The organism is Bacteroidota bacterium (assembly GCA_016715425.1).
Classification (GTDB): Bacteria; Bacteroidota; Bacteroidia; order Chitinophagales; family BACL12; genus JADKAC01.
In genome coordinates, this window is the sequence record JADKAC010000007.1 from 18,082 (window position 1) to 37,440 (window position 19,359).

Here is a 19,359-nt window from a genome sequence, read left to right on the forward strand (position 1 = left end):
CGCTAAGTTAAGGGATTTGATATTGAATTATTTTTTCCGATTAATATCTGTTGTAAAAAAATATAATGCGCATTTAAAATGTAAATATTAAAAAACTATAACCATAAATAATCAGTTATTTTGCAGAGATGAGCACTACATTAATTACAAATATTAAATCGCTGCTGCAAACAGATGATGGCAGTCGCAAATTAGTTTCAGGAAAAGATATGGCAGTAATTCCTTCCATTGATACTGCATGGTTATTAATTGAAAATAATCACATTCATTCATTTGGAACAATGGATACAGTTCCGGAAAGAGCAGATAATTATAAAGATGCTACCGGAAAATTTGTGTTACCCGCATGGTGTGATAGTCATACACATCTTGTGTTTGCAGATAGTCGTGAAGAAGAATTTGTAATGCGCATTCAAGGAAAAACTTATGAGCAAATTGCAGAAGCCGGCGGTGGAATTTTAAATTCTGCACGCAAATTACAAGCAATGGATTTTGAATTGCTGTATGAAAAAACAGCACAACGTTTAGAAGAAGTGATGTCGTATGGAACGGGTGCTATCGAAATAAAAAGCGGTTATGGATTAACTACAGAAAGTGAAATTAAAATGCTGAAAGTAATCCGCAAATTGAAAGAAAATTATGCAATACCTATTAAAGCAACTTTTCTGGGAGCACATGCAATTCCGTTGGAATATAAATCAAATCGACAGGGATATATAAAATTATTGATTGAAGAAATGTTGCCGAAAATTGCAGCAGAAGGGCTTGCAGATTATTGCGATACATTTTGTGAAAAAGGCTTTTTTAGTGTTGATGAAACAGATACAATTTTACAAGCAGCGGCTAAGTTTGGATTAAAACCAAAAATCCATGCGAATCAACTTTCCAATAGTGGTGGTGTGCAAATTGGTGTAAAAAATAATGCGATTTCTGTTGATCATTTAGAAGAAATCGGTGAAGCAGAAATTCAAAGTTTATTAAACAGTAAAACCCTTCCTGTTGCTTTACCATCTTGTAGTTTCTTTTTGGGAATTCCTTATTCTCCCGGCAGAAAAATTATTGATGCAGGATTACCTTTCGTTTTAGCTACAGATTTTAATCCCGGAAGTACGCCTTCGGGAAATATTCCTTTTGTAGTTTCTCTTGCATGTATTCGCATGAAACTAACTCCTGAGGAAGCTATTAATGCAGTTACAATTAATGGTGCAAAAGCGATGGAATTAGAAAATGAAGTAGGCACTATTGCAGTCGGTAAACGAGCCAATTTAATTATCACAAAGCCTATGAAAAATATTGCTTACATGCCTTATGCGTTTGGAACAAATCATATAGATGAAGTAATTATTGGATGATATGAAATATTCTTAACCGCAAAGAACGCTAAGGAAAAAAGTGAGTAGTGAGTAGTAAGTAAAAAAATCAGTGATGAGTAATCAGAGCTGAGTATTTTTCATTGTCAATTGTCAATTACCCTAAAAACTTTGTGCTCTTTGCGAAAAACTTTGCGGCCTTTGCGGTTAAAATTAAAAAACGCCACTTAAATAAAGCAGCGTTTATTTGTGCCGAGAATGGGAGTCGAACCCACACAGCCTTGCGGCCACACGCCTCTGAAACGTGCGTGTCTACCAGTTTCACCATCTCGGCAAAATATGCGGTGGCAAATTTAGGAAAATTTAAAATTGATTATCGGGGAAGACTGATAAAGAAAGTTGTACCTGTATTTTCTTCGCTTTCAGCCCAGATTCTACCATTTAATCGTTTCACAATTTTTTCGACAATGGCAAGGCCAACGCCACTGCCTTCAAAATGCTCTTCACTGTGTAATCGCTTAAATGCTTTAAATAATTTCTCTTTGAACTCCATGCTAAATCCAACGCCATTATCTTTTATACTGAAAGTGATTGTGCGTCCCTGTGTTTCACCGGAGAATTCTATGATAGGTAATTTTCGTGTTGCACTGAATTTTACTGCATTGGAAATTAAATTGACGATTGCTTGTTTTAATAAATTATAATCTGTACTTATATCCGGTAAATCTTCAAATTTAAATTCCACTTTTTCTGTTTCCATTTGTTTGGAAACTTCAACAACTGATTCACGTAATAAATCTTCCAAATTAAATGTGGTATTATGAATATCCATTCTACCCATCTTAGAATAAATCAACAAGTTGTCAATCAGTGAACTCATCTTCATAATACTTTGACGTATCTGTACGATGTTTGCGCCTCCCTCTTCATCTAAAATATCTTTATAATTTTTCTCCAGAAAGTATGCAAAAATATCTATGGTGCGCAGTGGTGTGCGCAAATCGTGTGAAACGGAATAATTAAAAGTTTCCAATTCTTTATTAGCAGCCTCTAACAACGCAGTACGTTTATTCACTTTCCCTTCCAGTTCTTCATTTAAATTTGCAAGCTCTTTTTCCTTCTTTTTTAATTCCGTAATATCGGTAGAAACTGAAAGTAATTCTGTGAGATTACCTTCAGAATCTTTTAAAGGAACCTTTATTGTTTGCAACCAATGCGTGCTTCCTGTTTTTTCGCTTTTATATTTTATTTCAGAATAATGGATAGGTAATTTAGATAAGAAAATATCATTATCTGTTTCCAATAATTCACGCAGGGAATCATCTAATTCTATTTTTTCAAGAATTGATATTGTAGAATTTCATTCTTGGAATAGCCCAGCATTTCTGCAAAGGCTTTATTGATTAAAACAAATTCATTGTTTAAATTTCTCACGTAAATAGGATATGGAATTATATTTAAAATCTGTTGTAAAAACAATCGCTGTTGTTGTAATTCTCTTTCATAAATTTTCAATTCATTAATGTCCTGATGAATGCCGGAAGCCCGCACCGGCTCGCCGTTTTCATCCCACTCCACTACTCTGCCCTTATCCATTATCCAACGCCATTCACCATTGCTTGCAAGCATGCGAATAGTTGCTTCATAGTACGGTATCTCACCTTTTAAATGTTTTTGAAAAGCGGAATTTGAAGTTTCAATATCTTCAGGATGAACAAACTTTTCCCAGAACTGCTCATTCACAACAGTGAATTCAAAATTATAACCCAGCATTTCTGCCCAGCGTTTATTGTGAATCATTTTATCTTCACGAATTATAAAATCCCAGGTACCCAGATCTGCTCCTTTCAATGCAAGTTCAAGACGTGTTTCACTTTCTTTTAATGCAAGCGCTTGTTTATGTTGTTCAGTGATATCTCGTGCAATTACTTGAATATTCCCATCGGGAAAAATGTTGGCATGTATATCTGCAATTCCCTTATCACCATTTTTACGTATAAACTTTACAGTGCCTCTGAATGCGCCAACTTTGCGAATACTTGTTACTAATTCTTCACCATTATCCAAAGGATAAAAAACCTGATTCAATGAAATACTTTCAATTTCTGTACGCAGATATCCTGTTAACTCTTCAGTTAGTTTATTGGATTCTATAATTGAATCTGAAGGATTGATAATAAAGATTGCTTCACCTGCATTTTCAACTATGTATTGATAGAGTTCTTCGCTGTGATTTAATGCAAGTTGTGCTTCTTTTTTCTGACTGGACTCATAAGCAAATGCAATAAATCCAGCCAATGAATTTACAAACAATTGTTCTTCTACTGACCATTTTCTTTTTTCATTTATCTGGTCAAAACAGAGCGCACCCCAAACGATATCCTCACTGATAATACAACTATCCATCATTGAAAATATATTGTTTGGCAGAATATAATTTTCTAAAAACTCACTGTAACGGCTATCATTTCTACAATCATCACCAACAATAAATTTTTCATCTATCAATGCTTTCAAATACACCGGACAATTTTCTAATGTAACTCCTTCTACATCCTCAAACCGATGTTGTATATTATCATAATTTACCAGATTAATAAATCCATCTGCTTCCGGTTTCATTTGCCAGATATTCACACGACTCACATTCAAAGTTTCTGCGGCAACCTTTGCAATTTTTTTCATGGCATTGTTTAAGTCCCCATTTACCACATCCTTACTTCGTGCAAGATCAACTAAAATAGTTTGCTGCTTTTTTAAAACTTCCTCTACCTGTTGCAATTGTTTTTTTGCTAATGTTGCTTCATGTACATCTATTATTAAACCGCCATATTGATCGTGCTTTGAAAATTCATCAAACACAGGAAAAAGCTGTAACCGTACGTATTTTCCTGCACCATCCTGTGTCTGCATAAAAAACTCATTCATTTCTTCCTTTACGCCTATAAGATCAAGTTTTTGAAGCGCTGCTTTTAATTTTTCTTTATGCGTTACATCATCAAAGTAATCTAATAACGAAGTATGAATAGAAGAAGAATTTTCAAAACCGGAAATTATATTCCAAGCAGGGTTTAAATATGTTAATCGAAATTGATTATCAATTTTAAAAATAATATCCTCTGAATTTTCTACCAGATTTTGATATTTATTTTCACTTGCTCTTAATTCTCTTTCTGCATATTTCCTTTCGGTAATATCAGTAATTATAGTTTGGATTGCAGACTTTCCATCAAACTCAATAGGGAATGCAAAAACTTCGGTATCCAGAATATTACCATCTAACTTGATGAGTTTTTCTTCAATAGGTTTTACAATATTTCCCCCTTCTGACAATAATTTTATTCTTTCAAAAACCACATTTTTAAATTCCGGGGAAACAAAATTCATTATCTCCATACCCAATAAACTATCGCCATCTACAGCACCAATCATAGTATGCGCTTGATGATTAGCATAGATAATTTTCCCATTCATGTGAACGATAACTGCGGAATTGGTAAACTCTAAAAACTTGTGATGTCGAGAAGCAATTTCATCCAATCGCTTTAATTCTTTTGCTCTGTCTGTTACTTCAATACAAGTTATAGAAAATCCTTCTATACCATTTGTCTCTTGTGCAAGTTTATTTACATGCAAATCAAAAAACCGTTCATAGTTGCGAAGTTTTAAAGTAGGGATTACAAAGTTCAATAGATGACCGGATGCCAGACCAACTTGTTTCAGTGACTCAATTTTATCTTGAAAATTTTCAAAGAGTTTATAAAAATCTTTTGGAGGGTTGCCATCATTTGCTGATTGAAATAAACGAACGAAGGCAACATTGAAATGCAATACATTAAAAGCAGAATCTACCAGAGCCACCGATATATTGAGGTAGTCCAGCCCTTTGAATTTCTCCGTTAAAATTCTTGAGTCTATTGGTGATTCCATGTTGTTGAAACAAAAATCTCCGATTTATTCCGCATATAACAATTAATTAAAAAACAAATGTGACAGCCACCTGAGTTAAATAAAAGGGATTCAATTATAAAAGTACAAATTAGGATATGAAACCGATAACAGGAATTGTTACTAATCCTCGAAAAGAACAGTCAAATAAGGGCTAAACGGATTCAAATTATCAATTAGAATTTCAAAAAAATCATCTCCAAAAATTGAATACCGTGATATTACATTATCAAATCTTTCTTGTGGAATACCGCCGGGAAATAACTTTTCACGCACAGCACGTATCTGATTTATTTCAGTTTCTGATTTATTCTTTTGAGATTTTAAAAGCTTTGCCTCTAACTTTTGCAATGCATTTATCGCATTCTGCATTTCTGCCGATACCGATTTTTCGAGTGTAGTATCTATCGCATTTACTTTTTCACGCAGTTGTTTATACAACTCCTCAATGGATAACTTCTCTTGTTCTAAAGAAATCTCCTTATCTGTATTCTCTAATATATATTTTTTAATGAGCGAATCTTCTTCTTCAAAAAAATCAGTTAATTCCAGATTTAATTTTTGTAATTTCTTTTGCGTATTCTTATCAATTAATAGAACGGAATTGCGCAACATCAATGCAGGAAATGGAATACGATATAATTCGAAAACACTTTTTAATTGTAACCAATAAGATAATTCTCCTCCTCCACCCACATACGCTAATGCAGGTAATATTCTCTGTTGAAATAATGGTCGTAAAATCACATTCGGACTAAACCGTTCGGGATTATCATTCACTATTTGCAAAATAGATTCTTTAGTAAATTGTAAATCAGTATTTAACACCGAATACAATTCGTTTTCTAAATCATAAACGATGCGCTCACGAATACCATCAACCACATAAAACAAATTTATTTCACGGGCATGTGCCTGCTCTTTATAATGTTGTTGTAATTTTTCATTTGTTGCCGACACCAATTTAAAAGAAGATTGATTCAATAACTCTTCGGTGATAATATCAATAGTCTTTGCCTTCAATCTTGCGTCATCGCTATCAATTATTACAAGTCCGTATTTCCCGAACAATGCATTTAAAATAATTCTTGTTGCATGCGCTAAAGTATAAGTGCCGTTATATGCTTTATTAAAAATTGTAAGCAATTCATCAATCATTGTATTGCCTTTGAATAAAGAAGACAATGAATTTGTTATTTCCTGCAAATCTGTTGTCGGCATTCTACCACAAACACCGGTTGAATCAGAATTCCATGTATATGTTTTACCGAATAAATTAAAGTGATTTATTTCCGCTAAATCATGATCTTCAGAGCCAAGAACAAATACGGGAATAAAGTTTTTCTCCGGCGTTTGTAATTGTAATTCTCTGCAAGCAATTATAGTAGAAACAATTTTATAAATTACATAAAGTGGTCCTGTATAAATATTGAGTTGATGTGCAGTTACAATGCAAAAAGAATATTCTTCTTTAAATAAAAGAATATTATTTTTTGTGGCATCACTTAAATTCAAATCCTTATTTTGATCCAATAATACTTTTTCTAATACAGCTCTGTCAATATGTTGAAATGATTCTGGCTTTGCAGCTTCAATAAGATTGGAAATGGAAACTCTTTTATTGTAAAAAGATTTTGTCAATTCACTATCCGCAATATAGTCAAGCATTAACCGATTCAGATATCCGGATTGTGTATGTGAAATATTTATTTTTTGCATTACAAGTTTTAATTAAACAGGTTCACCAAACAAATCAAAATTTTCGGAAGAAGTAATTTTTATTTCTGCAAAATCTCCAACACGCAAAAAATGTTTTGCAGCATCAATCAGCACTTCATTATCCACTTCCGGACTATCCCCTTCTGTTCTACCAATAAAATAACCACCTTCTTTTCTATCAATAATAGTTTTGAAAATTTTACCCACTTTGGTTTGATTAATTTCCAAAGAAATCGTTGCTTGCAATTCCATAACCCTTGCTAATCTTTCCTGTTTAATTTCTTCAGGAACATCATCATCTAATGTAAAACCACTTGTGCCATCTTCGTGAGAATATGTAAAAACACCTAATCTATCGAAGCGAGTTTCTTTAATAAACTCCAATAAATTTTCTATGTCTTCTTCTGTTTCGCCGGGGAATCCAACCAACATTGTTGTGCGCAATGTAATGTCCGGAATTTTATTCCTGATTGCAGCTATAAGTTCTTTTGTTTCTTCAGCAGTAATTTGACGACGCATTCTTTCCAACACATTATTACTGCTATGTTGTAAAGGGATGTCGAGATAATTACAAACCTTTTCACAATCGGCAATTGCATCAATAATTTCCATTGGAAATTTAGAAGGATATGCATAGTGTAATCGAATCCATTCAATGCCTTCCACAGCATTTAATTTATACAGCAATTCCGATAAAGCTCTTTTCTTATAAATATCTAATCCGTAATAAGTAAGCTCTTGCGCAATAAGCATTATTTCTTTCACACCAATGGATGCAAGATGTTTTGCTTCTGTAATTATTTCTTCTATTGTTTTGGAACGATGTGCGCCTCGCATTAAAGGAATTGCACAAAATGCACAAGTGCGATTACAACCTTCTGAAATTTTTAAATACGCATAATGTTTTGGTGTGGAAAGACTACGCTCACCAATTAATTCATGTTTATAATCTGCATTAAATTTTTGCAATAAACCGGGCAATTCCATTGTTCCAAACCATGCATCTACTTGCGGAATTTCCAATTGCAATTCTTCTCGATAACGCTGCGATAAACAACCGGTAACATATAACTTTTCTATCTCACCATTTGCCTTTGCATCCGCATAATTTAAAATAGTATTGATACTTTCCTGCTTCGCATTTTCAATAAATCCACAAGTATTAATTACAACGATATTGCAATCATCTTTTGGTCGTTCATGATAAGCATCAATATCATTTCCCTTCAATTGAGATAATATCACTTCGCTGTCAACAATATTTTTTGAGCAGCCAAGTGTGATGATATTTACTTTGTCTTTATTTGAATGTTTTGTCTTCAACGAATTATTTTTTTATTTGAACAATGCATCTACAAATGCTTCTTTATTAAACACCTGAAGTTGTTCCATCTTCTCTCCTACACCAATATATTTTACAGGAATTTTAAATTGATCCGCAATACCAAGTACAACACCACCTTTTGCAGTGCCATCTAATTTTGTAAGTGCTAAGGCAGTAACTTCTGTAGCAGCAATAAACTGACGAGCTTGTTCAAAGGCATTTTGTCCGGTAGAAGCATCCAACACCAATAACACATCATGAGGTGCATCAGGATATACTTTTTCTATTACCCGTTTTATTTTACTCAGTTCATTCATCAGGTGGACTTTATTGTGTAATCTTCCTGCGGTATCAATCAACACCACATCCGCATTTTGTGCTTTTGCAGAATTCACTGTATCGAAAGCCACGGCTGCGGGATCAGCACCCATTCCTTTTTGCACAATAGGCACATCAACACGTTTTGCCCAGATAGTTAATTGATCAACCGCTGCTGCACGAAATGTATCTGCCGCACCCAATAATACTTTAAATCCTTTGGCTTTAAATTGATACGCTAATTTGCCAATGGTAGTAGTTTTTCCAACACCATTCACACCAACGATTAGCATGATATACGGGCGAGTTTTTACTGGTATTTCAAAATCTGTATAATCAGCAACATTATTCTCTGTGAGCAAACCAACAATTTCCTCTTTCAGCATTTCATTCAATTGTTCTTCACCCATATATTTATCACGGGCAGCACGCTTTTCAATTCTATCAATAATTTTTACTGTCGTACTAATTCCCACATCACTGCTAACAAGAATATTTTCCAACTCATCCAGAAATTCATCATCAATTTTAGTTTTTCCTGCAATAGCTTTTGTAATACGTGAAAGAATTCCTGTACGGGTTTTTTCCAAACCTTTATCGAGATCTTCCTTTTTCTCTTTATTAAATAATCCAAAAAATGCCATGTGATATTGATATATTATAAATAAAAAAAGCCCCTATGTTGCATAGAAGCTGTTCAGTTATTTTATTGAAACGTTTCAGGAGTTGCCTTTCAGCATTTCCTGCACTTTATCTTTATGTACTATTTTTTCTTTAAAAATATAGGCTCCTGTTTTTGCAGATTTCTCTGTTACAATAACTTTCACCATTTCTTTTCCGCCACCGGAAATTTTTCCTTTACCTACCCGGGCGTTTTTTGATACTTTTCCCATGATTATTTAATTTCTTTGTGAACTGTTACTTTCTTTAAAAGTTTGTTATACTTTCTTTGTTCAATCCTGTCAGGTGTATTACGTCTATTCTTAGTAGTAATATATCTTGATACTCCGGGCACATTCGTAGTCTTTTGCTCAGTGCACTCCAGTATTACCTGTATTCTATTTCCTTTGCTTTTCTTAGCCATTACTTAGGATTTAATTAAGTTTGTTTTCTTTTTTCCATTCATTTAAATAAGCGGTTATCCCTTTCTTATTTATTGTTTTCAAAGTGGTAGTCGCTACTTTTAAAGTAATCCAACGATCTTCCTCTTCTAAATAAAAACGCTTTTTCTGTAAGTTCGGATAGAACTTGCGCTTTGTTTTTCTATTTGACTTGGAAACATTGTTCCCTGAAATAGTTCTCTTTCCTGTTAATTCGCAAACACGTGCCATGAAAATATTTTTCTGAAAATGGACTGCAAATATCGGAATTTTTACCAAACCAAACAAGAAACCTGTGGATTATGCCAACATAGTAATGTGGATTGCCAGATATTTCAATGATATAACCCAAAGATTTTATCGCTATTCTGATATTGTAAACGTTTGCTTCATTGTGGTTCCATCGGGTTTTGTCCAAAGGCAGTAATAATCCCCCGGCTTTAAATAATATTTGCCGTTATCTGCTTTCTTATAATTTTTTGCCCCCTTCACTTGCGATGCATTAAATGAATTTGCAATTCTATCATCAATAGTTAATGGGTAAATAAAATAATTAAGTCCGGCTTCTGTTGTATCCGTTAATGCAATCATCAGTGTATCGCCGGAATTATATATCTCCGCTTTCATATTTGTATTTTCAGAAGAAAAATAAGGTAGCGTTATAGATTGTTCAACTGGTTCGCCAAAATTCCAATACTTATTTCCTTGTCGTTTGTTGTAACGCATTTTCTCTACAGGAAAAGCATATAATTCAGAATTCAATACCTCTGCATACATCAATGATAATTCTTCTAAATCAGCACGATAAATACTTCTGCCATGTGTGCCTACCACTAAATCTTTTTCACGTTCCTGAATCACCAAATCGTGCACTGCTACTCTGGGTAATCCACCGGAAAATGCCATATATGTTTTGCCTCTGTCTAATGAAACATATAACCCATTATCAGTACCAACAAATAATAAGTTTTCATTGGCCGGACCTTCCTTAATTACATTTACCGGTTCGTATGGAAGGTTTGAAGAAATATTTGTCCATGTGATTCCATTATCTTCTGTTACGAAAATATATGGTTGAAAATTATCGGAACGATAGCCATTCAATGAAACATATAATCTGCCTTCTTTATGTGCCGAAGCCCAAACACGACTCACCCATAAACCTTGTGGCAAAGCCTTACTAATTTCTTTCCAACTATATCCTCCATCATTGCTAAAATGTATTTTGCCATCATCAGTTCCGCAGTATAATAATCCAAATTTTAATGGTGATTCATGGATAGTTGTAATTGTACCATAAGGCACATCACCTTGTTTGGGATTTGTAGTAAGATCTGGACTTAATGTTTCCAAATCAGCTCCTTTATTTAAAGAACGATGAAAACGATTTGAGCCATAATATAAAATATCACGATTATGGCGACTTAACCAAATGGGTGTTTGCCAATTAAATCGCAATGGATATTCACCTACATCTTGCCGAGGACGAATTTCCAATTCATCATTTTCTTTAATATTAATTCGTGAATAATAGCCGAATTGAAATCCGCTATAAATAGTGCTATTATCTCTGCTATCCACTTGCACTTGCATACCATCTCCCCCATTAATAAATTCATACGGATATTTTCCGGATGATTGCCAATTTGTAGATTCTGAATAATCCGATGGACCAAACCAAACACCATTATCCTGCAATCCACCATACACATTATAGGGTGTTGCATTATCCACTTCTACAGAATAAAACTGACCGACAGGAGGTGAAGCAGGCTTTATCCAATTTTTACCCCCGTCGTAAGTAATATTAATTCCGCCGTCATTGCCAACAATTATTTCATCATCATTTTTTGGATTAAACCACAGTGCATGAAAATCACCATGCATATTATCGGCATCTATACTGTTCCAACTTTTTCCGCCATCTACACTTTTTAAAATAGGCACACCGTAGATAATTATTTTATCGGCATTTTGTGGTGACACATGAATTTTTCCAAAATAATATCCATAGGTATAATACACATCATCCAAATATCCTTCATAGGTTTTCTTCCATGTTATTCCTGCATCATCACTTCTGTAAACTTCACATCCTTTAATGGGAGAATTAAATACATAATCGCCCAGACTCAAATATTCATTTACAACTGTTGGTCTGAATTCTCCAGATGCTACTTTTTGTTTTAATACATCAGCAGTATATTTTTCAGGAAAATAATTGTCGGTTAAAAATGCATCCAACTTTATATTATTTAAATCAAGAAATTTTTCTTTAGTAATATTTTTAAAATCGTTTATGGTATAAATACTAGTATCAATATCTTCTTCTTTCTCTTCTTCTCTTGGAAATTGATTATCAATAATTGCATACACTATATTTGAATTAGTTGGAGCTACTGCAATACCAATTCTACCTGCACCTGCACCACTTGGAAATCCCGAAAATTCGGTGTTGAGTTTATTCCAATTATCACCGCCATCAGTTGATTTATAAATTCCGGAACCCTTACCTGATTCCACCAAATCCCAGGCTCTGCGTTCACGATTCCACATAGCAGCATAAATAATATTCGGATTATTTGCCTGCATACTTAATTCAACACCCCCGGTATTTTCATCCACATACAATACTTGTTTCCATGAATTTCCGCCATCTATAGTTTTATAAATTCCACGTTCTTTATTTGCAGAATATAAATGGCCTAATGCAGCCACCCAAACTATATCCGGATTATCGGGATGAATTAAAATAGCACCAATATGATGTGATTCAGGTAAGCCAATATTTTTCCATGTGTTGCCTTTATCGGTTGATTTATAAATACCAATTCCGGCATACGATGAACGACTGGAATTTACTTCTCCTGTACCAACATAGATAGTTCCTGATTTCCAATGCACTGCTATATCGCCAATGGTCATTACTTCTTCATTATCAAAAACCGGTGTGAATGAAAGTCCGTTATTATTTGTGTACCACAAACCACCGGAAGCATACGCCACATAAAACTCAAATGGGTTATCGGGATTCACATCTAAATCTGTAACTCTTCCACTCATAATTGTTGGACCGATATTTTGAAACTGTAAATTTTTTACAAGTGACTTTTCTTTTAAATCTTCTACAGTTTTCAAACTATTAATTCTATCGTTTGCTGATGTTGATTTTACTTGTGCAATTGCAATGGATTGCATTAATAATGCAATGCTTAATGTGATAATGATTATATTCTTCTTCATAAATAAAGTGTTATCTCACGAAAATAAAAAAAGTAGTGGTAGGAATGGGGGAATTGTTCTGAAAAGATTCTTTGGGGAAACTCTGAAATGAAAAAACTTGATGGATAGAGTGATTATTCTGTTTATACTTTTAAACTTAATATATCTCCTTTAAATCAGCGACTGAATAAATGTCTTCTTCATCATTTAGAAATTCATAAGCATTGCTCTTTTGATTAATTTGTAACAATTGCTCATTTAGTTGTTGTTCTTCAAATCGTTTCATTACAAAGTCTGCAAAAATGGATATTTCTTCTGCCTTTTCTTCAGGCAGTTGATTAATTACTTTAAGTGTTCTATCAATAATCGTTTTACGTGTCATGATTTTAGCTTATATCAAATTTAATAATTTCTGTCAACTTGTTCATAGTATTTTTACTTTTAAAACTGAGTTATATGTGCAATTATTTTTTGTCTGAATCATGCTTGCATACCGGCAGGCAGGAATTATATAGCTGACACTGATTACACTGATTTCTAAATCCAAAGACATAACAAATCTGTGTAATCCTCTAATCCGTGTAAATCAGTGATTCAGACAAATACACAATGCTAAGTTTTGAGGAACCTGCTGGCATGGAAGGGGTATATGGTGGGAAGGAATCTAAACAGATTACTCTTCAATTAAAACTTATTAGATATTTAAAGAGAAAATAAATTAATTAATAAAATATGGATTGAAGTATCTCGTATTTTAAGGCGCATTACACACCTCAAAAACAATTTAAAATGTATGCATAAAAAATCATTTATCTCTTTTTTGCTAAAAACAAAAATCATTCTCAGCCAACGAACTAATAAACATATTAAATTTGAATTCAATATTTACTATAATTGGAAAGGTAAATAAATTCAAATTTGCGGTATTATGAAAAACGAAATTATTCTATATCAATTAGATGAATTGCCACTACATATTGAAGTTCAAATTGATGAAGAAAATGAAACTTTCTGGCTTTCGCTGAATCAAATAGCTCAACTTTTTGAAAGGAATAAATCTGTTATTTCACGACACCTTAAAAATATTTTTAAGGAAGGAGAGCTGAACCAAGAAGCAACTGTTGCAAAAAATGCAACAGTTCAAATGGAGGCTGGAAGAGAAGTAACAAGAGAAATTGAATATTATAATTTAGATGCAATACTTTCGGTGGGTTACAGGGTTAATTCCAAAAGAGGTACACAATTTCGTGTTTGGGCAAATGGAGCGTTGAAAGAGTACTTATTAAAAGGCTACGCTATAAATCAACGGATGGATGAACTGCCCGAGCATATTGAAGTAAGAATCGATGATAATACAGTTTGGCTTAATCAGACACAAATGGTAACACTTTTTGCCCAAACCAGACAAAATATAAGTTTGCACATCAATAATTGTTTTTAGAGAAAAAGAGTTAGAGGCGGGTTCAGTTGTCAAGAAATCCTTGACAACTGCTAAAGATTGCAAGAAATACAAATATTCTGTTCCAGAAATGAAATTCTAATAAATTCTAGATTAAATATTTTTAAATTCCATAGGATTTTGTCTACCATCTTTTATAGACAGAATATATATATGTGTTTCAGAAATTTCATAAAAAATTAAATAGTTATTTACTACTTTAATTCTGATACTATCAAAATTGGTTTTTTTGCCGATATGAGGATATAAAGAGAGAAGTTTAATTTTTTGTAAAAAAATAAGATCAAGTTTTTTGCTAAAACTTGAGGATTGATTCCTATTTATCCAATATTCTAGAATTTGAAATCTGTCTTTAAGAGCTCGTTTTGACCAAATTATTTCTTTAGCCATTTATTTATGAGTTGAGAGGCTTCCTCATTAGTTAAGCATTCTCCGTTTTTAATTTGCTGCCTTGCCTCTGAAATCGCATCTAATTCTGACTCGGAAAGTATGTATATTTCACTATCATTAATTTCAATATCCAACAATCTTATCGCTTCTTCTAAAAGCGCACTATCTTCAGTTGAATGAATCTTATCTATTAATAATTTTTTTAATTCCTGATTTGACATGTAATCTTTTATCAAATTTAATATAATTATTTCTGTAAGCAGGTATTACTAATCTATTGCAGTAGACTCCCCGCATTTGGCATTTGTTCCGTAGATAGCGTGACCCTTTTGTTTGGTAAGGATATCAACCTATAGAAGGAATTCAATGCAACTATTATAAATTAATTATTGAAATTATTATTCATCATCGCTAACCTTCTCATATCCTTCATAATAATAAGATTGATCTATGCCCTTAAAAATCACTTCTTTATTATCTACTTCATGGGTTACATTAGTGGAAAGCAAAGTGCGCAATTCCAAATCATTAATCGGACTTCTTTCCATTGCTTGCAGATAAAGTGCTTTATCAATATGTTGCCAGTTAATTACTTTTTTCAATCTTAATCTCAGAATCATATCTAACCAAATGCGCATTGTTCTGCCGTTGCCTTCCATAAAAGGATGAGCAATATTCATTTCAACATATTTGGCAATAATTTCTTCTAAAGTATTCTCAGGCATTTGCTCAATTTTTAATAATATTTCATTCAGATATAAAGCATTTGCAAATCGGAAATTACCCTTGGTTATATTTTTTGTGCGTATTTGTCCTGCAAAATCATATAGCTTATCTAATAGATATTTATGTATTTCTTGAAGACCTTTAGTTGTCCCAACTTCAATATTATTTATATCACCAGATTCGAATAAGTGATATGCATTTTCCAAACTTAATTTATCTATATTCTTCATTGTAATAAAACATTCCCTATTCCTTTACAAATTTTTGTGTAACCGAATTATATCCATCATCCATTTTTATAAAATATATACCACTTGAATAATGATTTAATTCGATAGTAATAGTATTTTCTGAGGTATGAATTGTCTGAATAAGTTTGCCTAATGCATCAGTTATATAAAATGTTTTTTCGGTAGAGTAATTTGTTTCAATAGTTATAATATCCTTTGCCGGATTCGGATATAATGTAAATGTATTTTCGGCTTCAATATTTGCTTCACGGCAAACTATGGATACAGTAATTACATTCGAATTTTTAAAACATCCTGTTGATGTTTTTGTAACCTGGCATTTATAATTTCCTGAAGTGGTAGCAACATAAGTAGTGGATGTTGCACCTGCAATTATGCCCCCCTTAAGCCATTGGTAAGTACTGCCTGCCACAGGAGCAACAGATAAGGTTACACTGTCACCGGCACAGAATGATGTGGATCCGCCTGCAGTTATAAAAGCATTCGGATTTTTCTTTATTATTACCTGTATAGTATCGGATATAGCCGTGCCGCATGCGCTTGTAGTTATACAAGAATAATAGCCTTTGGAATTTACACTCAATGTGGCACTTGTAGCACCGGGAATATTTGATCCATTTTTTTTCCATTGTATTGAAGTACCTGAATAAGTTGCAGTGAGTTCAACATTATCTCCCTGACAAAAAGTAGTGGGACCATCAGCAGAAATAGAAATAGTTTCTACAACATCTTCATCAATATCTCCATCGCAATCATTGTCTAAGCCATCGCAGATTTCTGTTGCATCCGGATGAATAGTATTATCTGCATCATCGCAATCCCCACTCAGCAGCGAATAACCCGGAGGAGTATTACAACCGCCGGTTAAGGAATCTGACATACCTCCATATCCATCTGCATCAGCATCAGCATAATAAGTATTGTAAGATGAGCAGCCTAATTTAACTATCCAAAAATCATTATCATGATATACATTATTATCTTCTGATTTGTCACCGGAACTATGAGATTCTGAATGCCCCCCCAGTATAACCCCGCCATCGTATGTAGGATAAATGGCATAGAGGTGATCGTTAGAACTCCCACCGATTGTATTCTGACAAATTACCGATCCATCGCTCTTCAGTTTAATCACCCAATAATCTTTAAAATAAGAGTCTTCAGTTTTATCGCCGGAAATTAATGAATAAGTTTGTCCACCAACAAAATATCCACCATCTGACGATTGTTGAACAGTAGGTTGAAAATCCGAAGCGGATCCTCCTATTGTATTATCCCATTCTATGGTACCGCTGCTATTGAGCTTTACAACCCAATAATCATTATCACCTAACGAATTCTCAGATTTATCTCCTGAAATATCGGACCACGAAGATCCGCCAATAATATATCCATTATCTGAGGTTGGCTGAATCGATGTAAGTACTTCAGAACTCGTTCCTCCAATAGTTTTTTGCCATTCTATAATACCGCTTTCGTCAAGTTTTACAATCCAAAAATCAACATTTCCTATATTCTCTTCCGTCTTGTCGCCTGAAATGCCCGAGCCGGATTCACCACCAACAATATATCCTCCATCTGTGGTCTGAGAAGTTATTCCTACGTTATCATAGGCATTGCCACCTATTGTATTCTGCCATTCAATATTGCCAATAGAATCAAGTTTAACTACCCAGTAGTCATAAGTATTCCAATCCCCTTGGTTGGGTTCTGTTTTATCTCCGGATATGTCAGATGAAGACTTTCCACCAATAATATATCCACCATCTGCAGTTTGTTGGACAGAAGAGAGGTAATCATATAAATTTCCCCCTATTGTATTTTGCCATTCAATATTGCCTACAGAATCAAGTTTAACTACCCAGTAGTCAGCTCTAAAACTGGATTGTGATGCTTCAGTCTTATCGCCGGAAATTTCCGAATTGGAATTTCCACCAAGAATATATCCACCGTCTGTAGTTTGATGAAAAGATACAAGTATATCATCACCACTACCTCCAATTGTTTTTTGCCATTCTATAGAACCGCTATTATCCAGTTTTAAAACCCAATAATCATAACCTCCCCTGCTGATTTCTGTTTTGTCGTATGAAATTCCCGATTGAGAATATCCGCCTATAATATATCCGCCGTCAGTAGTTTGTTGAATAGCACTAAAATAATCATCGTCTCCCCCACCGATCGTATTATCCCAATCGATTTCCAGACATGGATAAGCACAACTTCCATTATCCGAATTTGCCTCGGGGTTATAATTTAATGCCAATGGGTCCATACATCCATAGCAAATGGTATCTACAAATACAGGCTCAGAAATAGTTGATTCGCTGCTTATAGTACATTTCACTTTGCACCGGTACCAAGTAGCCTCAGTTTGTGTGGTTGTATAGCTTATAGAACTTGCACCACTAATATTGGTAAAAACCACTCCATCAGTCGACCTCTGCCACTGATAAATATTTCCCACCACCTCCGCAACCAATGGAGTAACAGATACTGTAAACTCTTCAGAAGCACATGTCGTACTTGCAGTAGATTCGGCAGGGAAAACTTCAGGAACACCTGTACAATCATATACAGGATTATAGAACGCTAATGCATCCTCTAAATCTTCCTCACGAAAAACATAGGCAAATGCAACTGTTGTTTGTTCATCATTAGCAAGAAAAGGAATATAAAAGGATAATTGAATACCAAAGTCCATTATTGTTGTGCCACTTGATGTATAAGGCTCTATGCCATAATAAGCATTTGATAAAGTACCATTATATCCAATCAAAAAGGTTCCAAAAGAACCTCTTGCATTAGGGTGACGTGCAGCAAGGCCAAGATAACAACCATATGTAGTACCTACGGCTGTAACCACAGCATCTAAATCACCCGGGTAAGGAAGTGAATCTATGGAATTAATTGTTACATAAGAACCGGTGGAAAGGATCTCATTATCCGGGTCAATATTTCTTACATAATAAATGTTATTAATGTCTGCACCACTTAAGTTTATAAAAGTTACTTCTGTAGTGATAAAGAAATTATTGCTGTACAGCACAGTGCGTTGAATAATATCCACCCCTGCTATCGAACCTTGCCAAATCACAATAATAGAATCGCCCGCTGCTGTATAAGAAGTTAAAGCACCCGAAATATCAAAATAACTAGTATATAGATCATTAAAATAAGAAACTTCGTTTATCTGCACACCCCAAGATTCTACTGGTGCACCAGCGTTAGAATAATCGCCACAATAATTTGGAGTACCAACATCCCAGCCATCACCATCAGGATCTGCGATAAATCCTAAACCTGTTAAGCCAGTTACTTCATAACCTGCCGGGGGAAGGCTATCGGTTACAAAACAACCACTTGAACTTATACCGGCCTGCACATAGTTGCCTTTCATGAATGCATTGGTGCCTACTATTTGGGCTGAAATAAAAACTGAATAGAAACAAAGAATTATAAAGAGTGTAAAGTGTTTCATAAAAAAAATTTTGTTAAAAATAAGTGGATTCTTTAAAAGATAAGATGATGATGTTTGTAAAAAAAAGAAAAATACAAATTCTGCTAAATCTTCAATAAGCCGTATCTGCAT

General features: G+C 34.0%; 16 protein-coding genes and 1 tRNA gene. 2 read left to right on the forward strand and 15 right to left on the reverse strand.

The window, feature by feature from the left end; genetic code table 11:
* The first annotated feature begins 128 nt into the window (after window positions 1-128).
* Complete coding sequence (locus IPN31_12275) at window positions 129-1,352, forward strand: imidazolonepropionase (protein ID MBK8682649.1); 1,224 nt, start codon at window positions 129-131, stop codon at window positions 1,350-1,352.
* A gap of 208 nt (window positions 1,353-1,560) precedes the next feature.
* On the opposite strand, the gene IPN31_12280 is transcribed toward IPN31_12275, so the two are convergent.
* From IPN31_12280 to IPN31_12330, 11 genes are all read right to left on the reverse strand, one after another.
* Window positions 1,561-1,644, reverse strand: a tRNA-Leu gene (locus tag IPN31_12280).
* Window positions 1,645-1,683: 39 nt separating this feature from the next.
* Window positions 1,684-2,613 (reverse strand): GHKL domain-containing protein, encoded by a 930-nt coding sequence (locus tag IPN31_12285; protein MBK8682650.1) that lies wholly within the window; start codon window positions 2,611-2,613, stop codon window positions 1,684-1,686.
* 26 nt (window positions 2,614-2,639) lie between these two features.
* Window positions 2,640-5,240, reverse strand: coding sequence for a PAS domain S-box protein (locus tag IPN31_12290; GenBank protein MBK8682651.1), 2,601 nt, complete (start codon window positions 5,238-5,240; stop codon window positions 2,640-2,642).
* Window positions 5,241-5,381: 141 nt separating this feature from the next.
* Window positions 5,382-6,977, reverse strand: coding sequence for a bacillithiol biosynthesis cysteine-adding enzyme BshC (gene bshC / locus IPN31_12295; protein ID MBK8682652.1), 1,596 nt, complete (start codon window positions 6,975-6,977; stop codon window positions 5,382-5,384).
* Window positions 6,978-6,989: 12 nt separating this feature from the next.
* Window positions 6,990-8,300 carry a 30S ribosomal protein S12 methylthiotransferase RimO gene (gene rimO, locus IPN31_12300; protein MBK8682653.1) on the reverse strand — a complete coding sequence of 437 codons (1,311 nt, stop codon included), beginning with the start codon at window positions 8,298-8,300 and terminating at the stop codon, window positions 6,990-6,992.
* Between the two features lie 12 nt (window positions 8,301-8,312).
* Window positions 8,313-9,263, reverse strand: coding sequence for a signal recognition particle-docking protein FtsY (ftsY, locus tag IPN31_12305; protein ID MBK8682654.1), 951 nt, complete (start codon window positions 9,261-9,263; stop codon window positions 8,313-8,315).
* A gap of 75 nt (window positions 9,264-9,338) precedes the next feature.
* Window positions 9,339-9,512 (reverse strand): DUF4295 family protein, encoded by a 174-nt coding sequence (locus tag IPN31_12310; protein ID MBK8682655.1) that lies wholly within the window; start codon window positions 9,510-9,512, stop codon window positions 9,339-9,341.
* A gap of 2 nt (window positions 9,513-9,514) precedes the next feature.
* Entirely contained in the window at window positions 9,515-9,703 is a 189-nt protein-coding gene (gene rpmG / locus IPN31_12315; protein MBK8682656.1) for a 50S ribosomal protein L33, read from the reverse strand.
* 10 nt (window positions 9,704-9,713) lie between these two features.
* Window positions 9,714-9,950, reverse strand: coding sequence for a 50S ribosomal protein L28 (gene rpmB / locus IPN31_12320; GenBank protein MBK8682657.1), 237 nt, complete (start codon window positions 9,948-9,950; stop codon window positions 9,714-9,716).
* 132 nt (window positions 9,951-10,082) lie between these two features.
* Window positions 10,083-12,962 carry a glycosyl hydrolase gene (locus IPN31_12325; GenBank protein ID MBK8682658.1) on the reverse strand — a complete coding sequence of 960 codons (2,880 nt, stop codon included), beginning with the start codon at window positions 12,960-12,962 and terminating at the stop codon, window positions 10,083-10,085.
* A 136-nt stretch (window positions 12,963-13,098) separates the two neighbouring features.
* Entirely contained in the window at window positions 13,099-13,323 is a 225-nt protein-coding gene (locus IPN31_12330; protein MBK8682659.1) for a hypothetical protein, read from the reverse strand.
* A gap of 546 nt (window positions 13,324-13,869) precedes the next feature.
* Between IPN31_12330 and IPN31_12335 the strand changes: the two genes are divergently transcribed.
* Window positions 13,870-14,382, forward strand: a complete 513-nt coding sequence (locus IPN31_12335) for a virulence RhuM family protein (protein MBK8682660.1) — start codon at window positions 13,870-13,872, stop codon at window positions 14,380-14,382.
* Between the two features lie 111 nt (window positions 14,383-14,493).
* On the opposite strand, the gene IPN31_12340 is transcribed toward IPN31_12335, so the two are convergent.
* The 4 genes from IPN31_12340 to IPN31_12355 form a co-directional block, all read right to left on the reverse strand.
* Window positions 14,494-14,790, reverse strand: coding sequence for a type II toxin-antitoxin system RelE/ParE family toxin (locus IPN31_12340; protein ID MBK8682661.1), 297 nt, complete (start codon window positions 14,788-14,790; stop codon window positions 14,494-14,496).
* On the reverse strand, window positions 14,775-15,011 hold the full coding sequence (locus IPN31_12345; GenBank protein ID MBK8682662.1) for a hypothetical protein: 237 nt from the start codon (window positions 15,009-15,011) through the stop codon (window positions 14,775-14,777). Before IPN31_12345 ends, IPN31_12340 begins: the two co-directional genes overlap by 16 nt.
* 177 nt (window positions 15,012-15,188) lie before the next feature.
* On the reverse strand, window positions 15,189-15,746 hold the full coding sequence (locus IPN31_12350; GenBank protein ID MBK8682663.1) for a Fic family protein: 558 nt from the start codon (window positions 15,744-15,746) through the stop codon (window positions 15,189-15,191).
* 16 nt (window positions 15,747-15,762) lie between these two features.
* Window positions 15,763-19,248: a T9SS type A sorting domain-containing protein gene (locus IPN31_12355; protein ID MBK8682664.1), complete on the reverse strand. Its 3,486-nt coding sequence runs from the start codon at window positions 19,246-19,248 to the stop codon at window positions 15,763-15,765.
* Window positions 19,249-19,359: the final 111 nt, after the last annotated feature.